This is a genomic window from Sphingomonas adhaesiva (assembly GCF_002374855.1).
Taxonomy (GTDB): domain Bacteria; phylum Pseudomonadota; class Alphaproteobacteria; order Sphingomonadales; family Sphingomonadaceae; genus Sphingomonas; species Sphingomonas adhaesiva.
Map to the genome: position 1 here is coordinate 35277 of NZ_NWVC01000002.1, position 13896 is coordinate 49172.

General features: G+C 69.4%; 13 protein-coding genes. 10 read left to right on the plus strand and 3 right to left on the minus strand.

What is annotated here, in order from left to right; genetic code table 11:
• Window positions 1–18: 18 nt before the first annotated feature.
• Genes COA07_RS04650 through COA07_RS04665 form a run of 4 tightly spaced genes read left to right on the plus strand, consistent with a single transcriptional unit; the run spans window position 19 to window position 2493 of the window.
• Entirely contained in the window at window positions 19–504 is a 486-nt protein-coding gene (locus tag COA07_RS04650; RefSeq protein ID WP_066711358.1) for a TPM domain-containing protein, read from the plus strand.
• Complete coding sequence (locus COA07_RS04655; protein ID WP_066711359.1) at window positions 501–1298, plus strand: TPM domain-containing protein; 798 nt, start codon at window positions 501–503, stop codon at window positions 1296–1298. The genes COA07_RS04650 and COA07_RS04655 overlap by 4 nt, the downstream gene beginning before the upstream one ends.
• Window positions 1298–1963, plus strand: coding sequence for a TPM domain-containing protein (locus COA07_RS04660; RefSeq protein ID WP_066711360.1), 666 nt, complete (start codon window positions 1298–1300; stop codon window positions 1961–1963). Before COA07_RS04655 ends, COA07_RS04660 begins: the two co-directional genes overlap by 1 nt.
• Window positions 1960–2493, plus strand: coding sequence for an NUDIX hydrolase (locus tag COA07_RS04665; protein WP_245842011.1), 534 nt, complete (start codon window positions 1960–1962; stop codon window positions 2491–2493). Before COA07_RS04660 ends, COA07_RS04665 begins: the two co-directional genes overlap by 4 nt.
• Window positions 2494–2776: 283 nt before the next feature.
• Here the strand turns inward: COA07_RS04665 and COA07_RS04670 are convergent, their stop codons facing one another.
• Window positions 2777–3058 (minus strand): ETC complex I subunit, encoded by a 282-nt coding sequence (locus COA07_RS04670; protein WP_066711361.1) that lies wholly within the window; start codon window positions 3056–3058, stop codon window positions 2777–2779.
• Window positions 3059–3230: 172 nt separating this feature from the next.
• On the opposite strand from COA07_RS04670, the gene dnaK reads away from it, so the two are divergent.
• From dnaK to COA07_RS04700, 6 genes are all read left to right on the plus strand, one after another.
• Window positions 3231–5135 (plus strand): molecular chaperone DnaK, encoded by a 1905-nt coding sequence (dnaK, locus tag COA07_RS04675; RefSeq protein ID WP_066711362.1) that lies wholly within the window; start codon window positions 3231–3233, stop codon window positions 5133–5135.
• Window positions 5136–5272: 137 nt separating this feature from the next.
• A complete protein-coding gene (gene dnaJ / locus COA07_RS04680) occupies window positions 5273–6409 on the plus strand; it encodes a molecular chaperone DnaJ (RefSeq protein WP_066706544.1) in 1137 nt (378 codons plus the stop codon).
• Window positions 6410–6417: 8 nt separating this feature from the next.
• The gene (era, locus tag COA07_RS04685) at window positions 6418–7350 is read left to right on the plus strand and encodes a GTPase Era (protein WP_066706559.1); all 933 of its coding nucleotides are present in this window, start codon (window positions 6418–6420) and stop codon (window positions 7348–7350) included.
• Between the two features lie 60 nt (window positions 7351–7410).
• Entirely contained in the window at window positions 7411–9063 is a 1653-nt protein-coding gene (locus tag COA07_RS04690; RefSeq protein ID WP_066706541.1) for an efflux MFS transporter permease, read from the plus strand.
• Complete coding sequence (locus COA07_RS04695) at window positions 9060–10226, plus strand: HlyD family secretion protein (protein ID WP_066706539.1); 1167 nt, start codon at window positions 9060–9062, stop codon at window positions 10224–10226. The genes COA07_RS04690 and COA07_RS04695 overlap by 4 nt, the downstream gene beginning before the upstream one ends.
• The gene (locus COA07_RS04700) at window positions 10223–11620 is read left to right on the plus strand and encodes an efflux transporter outer membrane subunit (RefSeq protein WP_066706537.1); all 1398 of its coding nucleotides are present in this window, start codon (window positions 10223–10225) and stop codon (window positions 11618–11620) included. The genes COA07_RS04695 and COA07_RS04700 overlap by 4 nt, the downstream gene beginning before the upstream one ends.
• A 136-nt stretch (window positions 11621–11756) precedes the next feature.
• Here COA07_RS04700 and COA07_RS04705 read toward each other — a convergent pair whose 3' ends face one another.
• Both COA07_RS04705 and COA07_RS04710 read right to left on the minus strand, forming a co-directional pair.
• Window positions 11757–12734 carry a hypothetical protein gene (locus COA07_RS04705; protein WP_066706534.1) on the minus strand — a complete coding sequence of 326 codons (978 nt, stop codon included), beginning with the start codon at window positions 12732–12734 and terminating at the stop codon, window positions 11757–11759.
• A gap of 42 nt (window positions 12735–12776) precedes the next feature.
• The gene (locus COA07_RS04710) at window positions 12777–13886 is read right to left on the minus strand and encodes a glycosyltransferase (RefSeq protein WP_066706531.1); all 1110 of its coding nucleotides are present in this window, start codon (window positions 13884–13886) and stop codon (window positions 12777–12779) included.
• Window positions 13887–13896: the final 10 nt, after the last annotated feature.

The window sequence follows — 13896 nt, forward strand, 5'->3', positions numbered from 1 at the left end:
GGCGGCTGGGTCCGGCGGATGTTCCGGGTCGCGGTCTGGCTGGCGGCGATCCCGGCGCTTGCTGCCGGCACGGCCGCGCTTGCCGGTCCAGACGACATCCGGCTGACCGGCCGCGTCGTCGACCGTGCTCAGGTGCTGGATAAGGCGACGCGCGATCACGTGACCGCCGCGTCGCGTCGCCTGGAGCAGCGGACCGGCCATCAGCTCGTCGTTGTGACGATACCGTCGCTGGAGGGTGATACGATCGAACATTACAGCCTCACGCTCTTCAACCGCTGGCGCGTCGGGCGTGCCTGTTGCAACGACGGTGTGGGGCTGTTGTTCGCGATGCGCGAACGCCGGGTGCGGGTCGAGGTTGGCAAGGGACTGGAACGGCAATTGACCGATCCCGAGGCGGCAGCGATCATCCAGCGGTCGATCCTGCCCGCCATCGCGCGCGGCGGTATCGCCGCCGGTGTTCGCGCGGGCACCGATGCGATCGCCGGTGAGTTGGAACGATCATGACATGGCTTCGCTTCCTGATGACGATCCTGCTGGCGGCGCTCGCGCTGCCCGCGCTGGCGCAGGCGCCGTCGGAACCGTCCTTCCCCAAGCTGACGGGGCGAGTCGTCGATGATGCGCACCTGCTGTCGCCGGCGCAGGTGCAGCAGCTGGAGCAATTGTCGGCCGAAACCGAAAAGGCTTCGTCGCGCCAGCTGGTGGTCGCGACCATTCCCGACCTGCAAGGCTATGCGATCGAGGATTACGGCTACCGGCTGGGCCGCGCCTGGGGCATCGGGCAGAAGGACGCCAACAACGGCCTGATCCTGATCGTCGCGCCCAAGGACCGCAAGGTGCGGATCGAGGTCGGCTACGGCCTGGAACCGATCATGACCGACGCGCTCGCCAGCGTCATCATCAACCAGGCGATCCTGCCGCGTTTCCGCGACGGCGACATGGCGGGCGGGATCGTCGCGGGCGCGCAGGCGATCGCCGACCAGCTCAAGGCGCCGCCGGAGGCCGCCGAGAAGCGCGCGCAGGAAGCCGCCGCGGCGCGCGCGAAGAAGAAGGACACCGCCGGCGACTGGATGGTCGCGGCCTTCTGGATCGCGGTCGTCGTCTTCATCGTCCTGCCGATGCTGTTCGGGCGGCGCGGCGGGCGGCGCTTCGGCGGCGGCGGCATGCCCCCCGTCATCATCTGGGGAGGCGGCAGCGACTGGGGCCGCGGCGGCGGCGGTTCGTCGTGGGGCGGCGGTAACGACAGCTTCTCGGGCGGCGGCGGGTCGTTCGGCGGCGGCGGCGCGAGCGGGGACTGGTGATGGCGCGGCTGGTGCTCAGCGATGCGGAACGCGATGCCGTCACCGCCGCGGTCGCCGCGGCCGAGGCGCGTACCGATGGCGAGATCGTCACGATCGTCACGCAGCGGTCGGACGCCTATCACGACGTCGCGCTCCATTATGCGCTGATCGCGGTGCTCGCGATGACCGCGATCGGCGCGATCGCCCCGGGCATCTTCACCCCGTTCGATCGCGGGTGGGAGGAAGCCGACCTGGCGCGCGACCTGCTGGCGCTGCTGATCGCGCAGGCGCTCGCCTTTCTGGCCGTCCGCTACGCGCTGGCGTGGACGCCGCTGCGCATGGCGCTGACCCCGCGCGGCACGAAGGCGCGCCGCGTCCGCCGCCGCGCCGTCGAGCTGTTCCGCGTCGGCACCGAAAGCCGCACGGCCGGGCATGAGGGCGTGCTGCTGTACCTGTCCACCGACGAACATGTCGCGGAGATCGTCACCGACGCCGCGGTCCACCGCACGGTCCCGCCCGAACGCTGGGGGGAGGCCATGGCCGCGCTGGTGACGGCGGTGCGCGACGGGCGCGCGGGCGACGGCATGGTCGCCGCGGTCACCGCGATCGGCGCGATTCTGGCCGAGCATTTCCCCAAGACCGCCGACAATCCCAACGAACTGCCAGACCGGGTGATCGAACTGTGACGCTGGAGGAAGAAGCCGCGCTGCCCGCCGAGATCCGCTGGGAAGGCCGCTTCATCCAGGCGATCACCCAGGGACGCTGGGAATATGTATCGCGCGCGCGCGGCATCCAGGCGGCGGTGGTCCTCGCCTTCGATGCCGAGGACCGCGTCATCCTGGTCGAACAATTCCGCGTCCCCCTCGCCCGCCACTGCCTGGAACTGCCCGCCGGGCTGGTCGGGGACGAGGACGCGGGCGAACCGGTGGCGCAGGCCGCGGCGCGCGAGTTGGAGGAGGAAACCGGCTATCGCGCCGCGCGGGTCGAGGAACTCGGCTTCTTCCACGCCTCGCCGGGCATGGTCAGCGAAGGCTTCACGCTGGTACGCGCGCATGACGTGGTAAAGGTCGCCGACGGCGGCGGCACGGGGGACGAGGATATCGCCGTCCACCTCGTCCCGCGCAGCGAGATCGCCGCCTTCGTCGCCGCCAAGCGCGCCGAGGGCGTGGCGATGGACGTCAAGCTGCTGCTGCTGCTGGCGGACGCGCTGGTCTGAGGCGTCGCCCCTGCGCGGGTGCAGCAGCCTTCCAAGCTGAATACGACACGTCCGGGAACGCATTGATCATGCCCGCTCGGAACGGGCGAGATACTGATCGTACTCTCTTCGTCACCCCGGACTTGTTCCGGGGTCCATCGTGCCGCGAGAACAACGGCTTGTGCATATGCGGAACCGTGGATGCCGGAACTGGTCCGGCATGACGGAGGAGACGCTGGCAGAGGTTTGGGGGGAAGGTTCGAAGGGTGGACGAGGAAAGGCCCACACGCCCCCCCGCGCAATCCTACCGGAAATTGTCCGCATAGCTCTGCAGCTTCAGCGTCTTCGTCGGCGTCGGGATCACCGTGTACGGCAAGCCTTCGCGCTCGGCATAGGCGATCGCCGCCTCGCACGTCGGGAAGCCCAGGCGAAGCTGCTCGCGCGTGTCGCCGCTGCCCGCCCAGCCGGTCAGCGGATCGGCCTGCTTCGGCTCGGCCGGCTCGAAATCGAGCTGCCAGCGATCGGTCCGGAATTTGCCGGACTGCATGGCGTTCTTGGGACGCTGGTAGATGCGGGCTTTCTGCATATCGGCTCCTGTACGATCCACGCACGGGACAGGCAACGGTTCCCTTCACATTGAACGCAATCTTGCGGCGCGGAACACGCCACCTATATCGCCACGGGTCAACGCGGTTGCGCTGCCGTAACGGGGCGCCGCCGACATCGTTTTACGTTCGTAGGGGCTAGGCAAAGCACTCATGGCAAAAGTTATCGGTATCGACCTCGGCACCACCAATTCGTGCGTTTCCGTCATGGAAGGCGGCAAGGCGAAGGTGATCGAGAATGCGGAAGGCGCGCGCACCACGCCGTCGATCGTCGCCTTCGCCAAGGATGGCGAGCGGCTGATCGGCCAGCCGGCGAAGCGTCAGGCCGTCACCAACGGCGACAACACCATCTTCGCGGTGAAGCGTCTCATCGGCCGCCGCTTCGACGATCCCGTCACCAGGAAGGACACCGAGCTGGTCCCGTACAAGATCGTGCGCGGGTCGAACGGTGACGCCTGGGTCGAGGCGGGCGGCAAGGAATACAGCCCGTCGCAGATCAGCGCCTTCACGCTCCAGAAGATGAAGGAAACCGCCGAATCGTACCTGGGCGAGACGGTGACGCAGGCGGTCATCACCGTTCCGGCGTACTTCAACGATGCCCAGCGTCAGGCGACCAAGGACGCCGGCCAGATCGCCGGCCTCGAGGTGCTGCGCATCATCAACGAGCCGACCGCCGCGGCCCTGGCCTATGGCCTGGACAAGCAGGACGGCAAGACGATCGCGGTATACGACCTTGGCGGCGGCACCTTCGACGTCTCGATCCTGGAGATCGGCGACGGCGTGTTCGAGGTGAAGGCCACCAACGGCGATACCTTCCTGGGCGGTGAGGATTTCGACAACAAGATCGTCGACTATCTGGCGCAGGGCTTCCAGAAGGATGAGGGCATCGACCTCACCAAGGACAAGCTGGCGCTGCAGCGTCTGAAGGAAGCCGCCGAAAAGGCGAAGATCGAGCTGTCGTCGGCGCAGTCGACCGAGGTCAACCTGCCCTTCATCACCGCCGACCAGAACGGCCCTAAGCATCTGGTGAAGACGATCACCCGCGCCGATCTGGAGCGGCTGGTCGAGGATCTCATCAAGCGGACGCTGGAGCCGTGCAAGAAGGCGCTGGCCGACGCCGGCCTCAGCGCCAGCGAGATCGCCGACGTCGTGCTGGTCGGCGGCATGACCCGCATGCCGCGCGTGCGTGAGGTGGTGAAGCAGTTCTTCGGCAAGGACCCGCACACCGGCGTCAACCCGGACGAGGTCGTCGCGATGGGCGCCGCGATCCAGGCGGGCGTGCTGCAGGGCGACGTGAAGGACGTGCTGCTGCTCGACGTCACCCCGCTGTCGCTGGGGATCGAGACGCTGGGCGGCGTGTTCACCCGCATGATCGACCGCAACACGACGATCCCGACCAAGAAGTCGCAGACCTACTCCACCGCTGACGACAATCAGCAGGCGGTGACGATCCGCGTCTTCCAGGGCGAGCGCGAGATGGCGGCGGACAACAAGCTGCTCGGCCAGTTCGACCTGGTCGGCATTCCGCCCGCCCCGCGCGGCGTGCCGCAGATCGAGGTGACGTTCGACATCGACGCCAACGGCATCGTCAACGTGTCCGCCAAGGACAAGGGCACGGGCAAGGAGCAGCAGATCCGCATCCAGGCCTCGGGCGGCCTGTCGGACGCCGACATCGACCAGATGGTCCGCGATGCCGAACAGTTCGCGGAGGAGGACAAGAAGCGTCGTGCCGGCGCCGAGGCGAAGAACAACGCCGAATCGCTGATCCACACCACCGAACGCCAGCTGGCCGACAATGGCGACAAGGTGGACGACGCGCTGAAGGGTGAGATCCAGTCCGCGATCGACGCTGCCAAGGCGGCGGTCGAGGGTGGCGATCCCGAGGCGATGAACGAGAAGAGCCAGGCGCTGGCGCAGGTCGCGATGAAGCTGGGTCAGGCGATCTACGAAAAGCAGCAGCAGGCCGAAGCATCGCCGCAGGGCGGCGCGGACGCCGGCGATGCCCCGAAGGAAGACGTCGTCGACGCCGAATTCTCGGAAGTCGACGAAACGAAGTGAGGTCTCCCGTAAAGCCCTCTCCCCGGCGGGGAGAGGGTTGGGAGAGGGGCAGTGAGGAGGGGCGACCGCAAACGCGCGACAGCGTTACTGGCCGCCCCTCACCCAACCCTCTCCCCGAGGGGGAGAGGGCTTAGAAGATCATGACCGAAATCGACTATTACGAACTGCTCGAATGCGAGCGCACCGCGGATGCCGCGACGATCAAGTCGTCGTATCGCAAGCTTGCGATGAAGTATCACCCGGACAAGAACGCCGGGTGCAAGGATTCCGAGGCGAAGTTCAAGGCGGTCAGCGAAGCCTATGACTGCCTGAAGGATCCGCAGAAGCGCGCCGCCTACGACCGGTTCGGCCATGCCGCGTTCCGCAACGGCGGGATGGGCGGTGGCCACGGTCATGGCGCGCAGGATTTCGCGGGCTTCTCCGACATCTTCGAAAGCGTCTTCGGCGAATTCATGGGCGGCCAGCGCGGCGGCGGCGGCGGGCGTCAGGCGCGCCGCGGCGCGGACCTGCGCTACGACATGGAAGTGTCGCTGGAGGAAGCCTTCCACGGCAAGGAGACGGAGATCACGATCGACATCTCCGCCGCCTGCGACAGCTGCCACGGTACCGGGTCCAAGCCCGGCACCCATGCGCATACCTGCCACCATTGCCAGGGCGCCGGAAAGGTGCGCGCCCAGCAGGGCTTCTTCGTCGTCGAGCGCGCCTGCCCGGTCTGCCACGGCTCGGGCGAGGTCATCACCGATCCGTGCCCCGACTGCCGCGGCGAAGGCCGCGTGGAAAAGACCAAGACGCTGGCGGTCAACGTGCCGCCCGGCGTCGACGAGGGCACGCGCATCCGCCTGACCGGCGAGGGCGAGGCGGGCGCGCGCGGCGCCCCCCCGGGCGACCTTTACATCTTCCTCCATGTGAAGCGGCACGCGATCTTCGAGCGCGAGGGCACCACCCTTTTCGCGCGCGCCCCGATCAGCTTCACCACCGCCGCGCTGGGCGGCACCATGTCGATCCCCGGCCTCGACGGCCGCCGTCACGAGGTGAAGATCCCCGCCGGCATCCAGTCGGGCAAGCAACTGCGCCAGCGCGGCGCCGGGATGCCGGTGTTGCAGGGGCGCGGCCACGGCGATCTGGTGATCCAGGTCGAGGTGGAGACGCCGACCAAGCTCAGCACCCGCCAGCGCGCGTTGCTGGAGGAGTTCCGCGAAACCGAAACCGGTGACGAATGCCCGCAGAGCCAGGGCTTCTTCTCGCGCCTCAAGAACGCGTTCGCCGGCGAATGACCGACGGCATGGATACCCCGCCGGCGTCTCAACATTCGCAACATTCGCCCGCGACGCATTGCGGGCTGGTGGCGGTGGTCGGCGCGCCCAATGCGGGCAAGTCGACATTGGTCAATGCGCTGGTCGGGCAGAAGGTCGCGATCGTCAGTCCCAAGGCGCAGACGACGCGCGCGCGGCTGATGGGCGTCGCGATCGAGGGCGAGACGCAGCTGCTGCTGGTCGACACGCCGGGCATCTTCGAGCCGCACCGCCGGCTGGACCGCGCGATGGTCGCCGCCGCCTGGGGCGGGACCGAGGGCGCGGACATCATCGCGCTGGTGGTCGACGGCAAGGGCGGGCTTGGCCCGAAGGTCAGCGAGATCGCCGAGGGGCTGAAGGGCCGCAGCGAACCGATCTACCTGATCCTCAACAAGGTCGATCTGGCGGACAAGGGCAAGCTGCTCACCCATGCCGAGCGGCTGAATGCGATCCTGCCGTTCGCGGAAACGTTCTTCATCTCGGCGCAGACCGGCGACGGCCTGCCCGAACTGAAGCGCGCGCTCGCCGCGGCGATGCCCGCGGGGCCGTGGCATTACCCGGAGGACCAAGTCTCCGACGCCTCCGAACGCGCGCTCGCGGCGGAGGTGACGCGCGAACAGCTGTACCTGCAGCTCCACGCCGAACTGCCCTATGCCAGCGTGGTCGAGACCGAGAAATTCTCGGACCGCGAAGACGGGTCGGCGGAAATCCACCAGCAGATCCTGGTCGAACGCCCGACCCAGCGCGCGATCGTGCTGGGCAAGGGCGGCGCCCGCATCCGCGAGATCGGCGCGCGCGCCCGCGCCGAACTGGCGGTGCTGCTCGACCGGCCGGTGCACCTCTATCTCCACGTCAAGGTGAAGCCGGGCTGGGACGAGGATCGCGGCGTCTATCGCGACATCGGGCTGGACTGGGTGGAATGACGTTCCGCCTGCCGGCCGGCAGGCAACAATTCGTTACGCCCCCGCGTTACATCCGCCGCCATGACCCTTGCCGCGCGGGTGCGCGCCTTTCTGTCCGAGGAGACCTGGGCCTACGCCCCGCATGAGCGGCCGGCCATGCCCGGCTCGCCCGGCAGCCCCGCGCATCCGCGCCGGCGGCAGGTCGCCTATGGCTTGACGGGCGTGCTGCTGGGGCTGACCGGCGGGTTCGGCAATGCGCTGGTCGCGGCGAACACCGTCACGCTGGCGGGGTCGCTGGGGCTGGACCCGGCGGAGATCGCCTGGCTGCCGACCGTCTATGTGATGACGAACGTCAGCATCAACCTGCTGCTGATCAAGTTCCGCCAGCAGTTCGGCCTGCGTCCCTATGCGGTGATCTTCCTGACGCTGTATCTGGCGCTGACGCTGGCGCATCTGTTCGTCAACGATTTCGCCTCCGCGATACTGGTCCGCGCCGCCAGCGGCATGGCCGGCGCCGCGCTCAGCACCTTCGCGCTCTATTACTTCATGCAGGCGTTTCCCGCGCCGTGGCGGCTGCGCGCGATCGTCGTGGGCATCGGCGTGCCGCAATGCGCCACCCCGCTCGCGCGGCTGTTCTCGCCCGAACTGCTGGCGATGAGCCAGTGGCGCACGCTCTATCTGTTCGAACTGGGCATGGCGGCGATGAGCCTGGCCGCGGTCCTCGCCTTCCGCCTGCCCCCGACCGAGCGGCAGAAGGCGTTCGAGCCGCTCGATTTCGTCACCTTCACGCTGTTCGCCGGCGCCACCGCGCTGTTCGCCGCCGTGCTGGGGCTGGGGCGGATCGTGTGGTGGACGCAGGCGGCGTGGATCGGCTGGGCGCTGCTGGCGGCGATCCCGATGCTGGCCGCCGCGCTGGTGATCGAGCATCACCGCGCCAACCCGCTCATCAACACCCGCTGGCTGGGCAGCGCGGATATCCTGCGCTTCACGATCGTCACCGTCATGGCGCGGATCGTCCTGTCCGAACAAAGCTATGGTGCGGTCGGGCTGCTGACCGTGCTGGGGCAGAACAACGATCAGTTGGTCGGGCTGTTCACGCTGATCTTCCTGGCCACCGCCGCTGGCGTGGCGGCCAGCGCGATGACGATCAACGTCGAGCGGCTGACCCATCCCGTCATGCTGGCGATCGGGCTGGTCGCGATCGCCGCCTGGGCCGATTCCCATGCCACCAGCCTGACGCGCGCGCCGCAATTCTACCTGACGCAAAGCGTGATCGCCTTCTCCGCCGCCTTCTTCCTCGGCCCGTCGCTGCTGTTCGGGATGACCCGCGCGCTGCAACGCGGCAGCGGGCATATCATCAGCTTCATCGCGTTGTTCGGGGTCATCAATTCGCTGGGCGGGCTGGGCGGAACCGCGCTGCTCGGCACGTACCAGACGATCCGCGAGAAGGCGAACAGCGCCGCGTTGGTGCAGGCGGTCGACCCCACCGATCCGCAGGTGCAGGCGCGGTTGCAGGCCGGCGCCAGCGGCGTCGCGCGCGTCGTAGGCGACCCGGGGCTGCGCAGTGCGGAGGGCGGCGCGCTGCTGTCTCAAACCGCGACGCGAGAGGCGAACGTGCTCGCCTATGACGACGTGTTCCGGCTGGTCGCGGTGCTCGCCGCGCTGACCTTCTGCTACCTCCTGTTCCTGCTGCTGCGCCGTCGCTGGCGCGCCCATCGGACGATTCCCGCATGACCGACGCCCGCACCCCCGTTTCCGAAACCCCCGTCACGGAGGAAAAGCTGGCCGAGGACGCCGCTCCCGCCCCTGCCCCTGCCCCCGCCGCTCCGACGGGGTCTGGCTGGCGCCCGCCACGGCTGTCGGCGCGGGCGACCGCGCTGATCGTGGTGCTGGCGCTGGCGGGAATGGCCGCGGTGCTGGCGGCATGGCGCATCTGGCCGTTCACCAGCGCCTACGAATCGACCGACAACGCCTATGTCCGCGGGCGCACCACCGTCATCGCGCCGCAGGTATCGGGCTATGTCACCCGCGTGCTGGTCCGCGATTTCGAGACGGTTCGCGCCGGGCAGCCGCTGGTGGAGATCGACCAGCGCATCTACCGCCAGCGCGTCGACCAGGCGCAGGCGCAGGTGGAAACGGCGCAGGCGACGCTCGCCAACAGCCGCCAGTCCGCCGCCAGCCGTCAGGCGAGTTTCGGCGCGCAGGAGGCCGCGGTCGCCAACGCCCGCGCGCAGCTGATGCGCGCGCAGGCGGACATGGCGCGCGTCGACGATCTGGTCACCGATGGCTCCGTTTCGCTGCGCGAACGCGACCAGACGCTCGCCGCGCTGCGCCAGGCACAGGCGCAGGTGCAGCAGGCGGAGGCCGCGCGCGAGATCGCGCGGCAGGATATCCGCACCGTGGAGGTCGGCCGCGGCGGGCAACAGGCCGGCGTGTCGGGGGCGGAGGCCGCGTTGCGGCTGGCGCGCATCGACCTTGCCAATACCGTGATCCGCGCGCCGGAGGCGGGGCGGCTGAGTGAGGTGGGCGTGCGCAACGGTCAATATGTCACCGCCGGGTCGCAGCTGATGTTCCTGGTGCCCGCCGAAACTTGGGTCATCGCCAATTTCAAGGAAGCGCAGACCGCGCGGATCATGGTCGGGCAGCGCGCCAGCTTCACCGTCGACGCGCTCGCCAATGCGCGGCTGACGGGCCGCGTGGAGCGCATCTCCCCGGCGGCCGGCAGCGAGTTCGCGGTCCTCAAGTCCGACAATGCCACCGGCAATTTCACCAAGGTGCCGCAACGCATCGCGGTGCGAATCCGCGTCGATCCGGGTCAGCCGCTGGCGGCGCGGCTGCGCCCGGGCATGTCGGTGCAGGCGCGCGTCGACACCGCCAACGCGCCCTCCCCGCGATGATCCGCCGCAGCGCCCTCCTCGCCGCGCTCCTGCTGGCGGGCTGCACCCTGCCCGGCAAACGCGCCCCCGCGCCCGATGCCGCCGCCGTCGCGCCGCCGCCTGCGTGGCGCACCGCGCTCGGCCCCGGTGCACCGATCCGCGCCGACTGGTGGCAGGGGTTCGGCGATCCGCAACTGACCGCGCTGGTCGAACGCGCGCTGGCCAACAATGTCGATGTGCTGACCGCCGCTGCCCGCGTCGAGGAAGCGCGCGCGGCGGAGGCGCTGGCCCGCGCGCAATTGCTGCCGCAGATCGGCGGGACGGTGCCCGAAACGCAGGGCCAGACGCTCACCGCGTTCGGCACCACCAGCCGCGCGATCGGCGCGCAGCCCGGCGTCAACGCCAGTTACGATCTCGACCTGTTCGGGCGGTTGCGGCAGGCCTCGCGCGCCGCCCGCGCGCAACTGCTGGCGACCGAGGCCGCGCGCGACACCGTCCGGCTGGCCACCGCCGCGGCCGCCGCGTCGGGCTACGTCACCTTGCGCGCGCTCGACCAGCGGCTGGCGATCGCGCAGGCGACGCTCGCCGCGCGGCAGGACGCGCTACGCATCGCGCGCCGCCGGTTCGAGGCGGGCTATTCCTCGCGCCTCGAATATCGTCAGGCGCAGGGCGAGTATGCCGCCACCCAGCAGCTGGTCCCCGCCGCGCAGCTGGCGATCACGCGGCAGGAGAATGCGCTGTCGCTGCTGACCGGCGACGCGCCGCGCGCCATCGCGCGCGGGCTGGCGCTGGACCGCATCGCCGCGCCCGCCATCCCGGACGGGCTGCCCGCCGACCTGCTGCGCCGCCGCCCGGACCTGTATCAGGCCGAACAGACATTGGTCGCCGCCGACCGCACGCTCGACAGCCAGCGCGCGGCGATGCTGCCCAACCTGTCGCTCACCGGCTCGGCCGGGCTGGTGCTGTCGACTGCGCTGGCACAGCCGCAGGCGATCTTCTCGCTCGGCGCCAGCATTCTGGCGCCGCTGTTCGACGGCGGGCGGCTGCGCGCGCAGGAACGTGCCGCCACCGCGCGCCGCGATCAGGCCGCCTTCGCCTATCGCCGCACCGCGCTCACCGCCTTCCGGGAGGTGGAGGATGCGCTGGCCGGGGTGCGCCGCACCGGCGAACAGGCGCGCGCGCTCGGCGATCAGGCAACGGCGGCGCGCGGCGCGCTGCAAAACGCCACCAACCGCTATCGCGCGGGCTATTCCGGCTACCTCGAACAGCTGGATGCGCAGCGCAACCTGCTCACCGCCGAACTCGCGCTGGTCCAGACCGAGGCGGATCGCCTGTCCGCCTATGTCGCGCTGTACCAAGCGATGGGCGGCGGCTGGTCCCCCGGCGACGTGCAGGCGGTGGCGGGGCAGCGATAGGACAGCCACAACATTTCCCCGCGCGATCCGTCACCCCGGACCTGTTCCGGGGTCCACCGTTCCGCACGCTAAACCCCTCGTGCGTTTGCGGACCGGTGGATGCCGGAACAGGTCCGGCATGACGGATTAGCCCCCCTCAGTGCAGCGCCACCTTCTCCTCCCCGACGGCCACCGGCACCGGCTTCATCCAGAAGGCGGTCACCAGGAACAGCACCAGGTTCGTCCCCTGCGTCAACGCGGTGCCCGCCACCAGCAGCCCCGCCATCGCATCGCGCGACACGGTCAGCGCCCCGCTCATCTCCAGGCCCGCGGCCATGAACAACAGGTCGCGGTTGGGAATGAACGGCAACCGCGCGATCACCAGCTGCGCGGTCAGGAAGCTCAGCCACGTCGTCCAATGCTCGCCCGGCAGCACGATCACCCATTGCACCACCTGGATCGACAGGTTGATGACCGTGCGCAGCGAATGGATGCCGAACACCTGCCAAGCGACGCGGCTGCTGGTGGACAGGATCGCATGGCGGAACCTCAGCAGCAGCGGCAGCGTCAGGCTGGCGCACAGCACCCCGCCGACGACCAGCCCCAGCGACGAATCGAGCCATGATGCGATCCGCCCGGTCGGCGCACGCACGATGAACGTGACGATGAACGCGCCCGCCACCATCGCGCCGGCCAGTGACGACAGGATCGCATTGTCCTTCACCGCCAGCAACAGCTTGCGCGATTCGATACCCAGCCGCGTGCGCGCCCAGCTGTACAGGTAGACGTCGCCCGAATAATCGACCAGCACCGCATTGACGATCCGCTTGCGCACCAGCACCGGCAGCGCGCCCGGGATCGCCTGCCCCAGCAACAGGCGGAAGATCGGCACCTCGGTCAGCGGCAGGACCATGAAGTTGACGAAGAACAGGATGTAGAACAGCGGCTGCGTCGGCAGCGCGCGGATCACGTCGGACCAGCCGATCGCGCGCAGCTGGAACAGCAGGATCGCGATCATCGCGACGAAGAACAGGACGCGCGCCACCCGCCCCAGCCGCTTCGCGCCGGGGGTTTCGGCCCAGGCCTGCGCGCGTGTCGCGATCGTCTTGAAATCCATCGTGGCCGTATCGTCCATGCCATCCGGGCGCCGGCGCCGCGGGATGTTGAGGGGTCGCCCCTACGCCAGCGCGCGCCCCGGCGCCAGCGACCGCACCAGCGCGACATACTGGTCCGCGATCGTATCGGGCGCGAACTGGCGCAGATGTGCCTCCACGGCAGCCCGCGACGGGCGCTGCGCCGTGCCGTCTGCCATCCGCACCATCGCCTGCGCCAGTCGCGACTCGTCACCGGCCGCGATCAATTCCCCCAATCTGCCGTCCGCCAGCAGCTCGCGCGGGCCGCTCGGGCAGTCGAAAGCGGCGACCGGACACCCCATCGACAATGCCTCGGCCAGCACCAGCCCGAACCCTTCGTTGCGCGACGACAGCACGAACCCCGCCGCGCGCGCCATATACGGGCGCACGTCCGCGACGAATCCCGGCATTTTGACGCTGTCGGCGATCCCCAGATCGCGGATTTGCGCCTCCAATGCCGGCCGCAACGGCCCCTCGCCCAGGATCAGCAGCGTCGCGCGCCCTGCCAGACCGGCGGCATGGAACGCCCGGATCAGCGCCGCCTGGTCCTTTTGCGGCACCATCCGCCCCGCATTGACGATCACCGGCCGCGCGAAAAACGGCGCGTGCGCCGCCTCGATCGCGTTCGCCACGGGGCGATCGGGCAGCGGGTTGTAGATCGTATGGACCCGTTCCGGGGGCAGTGCGAACTGCCGCACCACCTGCGCCGCCAGGTCGCGCGACACGGCATGGGCCGCCATGACGTCGCGGTATAGCCACCGCTCCGGCGCATGGCCGAACAGCGCGCGCGGCCAGAAACGCGCGCGCCGCGGTACCTCCAGCGCATTATGAACGCTGATCGCCAGGCGTATGTCGGGGCGCCATTTCTTGACGATCCCCGCCATCATCTTCGCGCTGTGGACGAACGCGAACACCAGGTCCGGCCGCTCCCGATCGACGTAGCGCAGCAGCGCCCGCGCGCTCAGCATCTCGTTGGGCGCCTTCAGGTCGACGCCATGGCTCGCGAACACCGGCGCGTCCGCCAGCGCGCCTTCCGCCTTGGCCACCACCAGCTGCGCGTCGATCCCGGCGGCGCGCAGCCGCTCGGTCACGAACAGCGCGATCCGCTCGGCACCGCCACCGGCCAGCGAGGGCAGGAAGATAGCGACTTTCATCCCCGCCGCC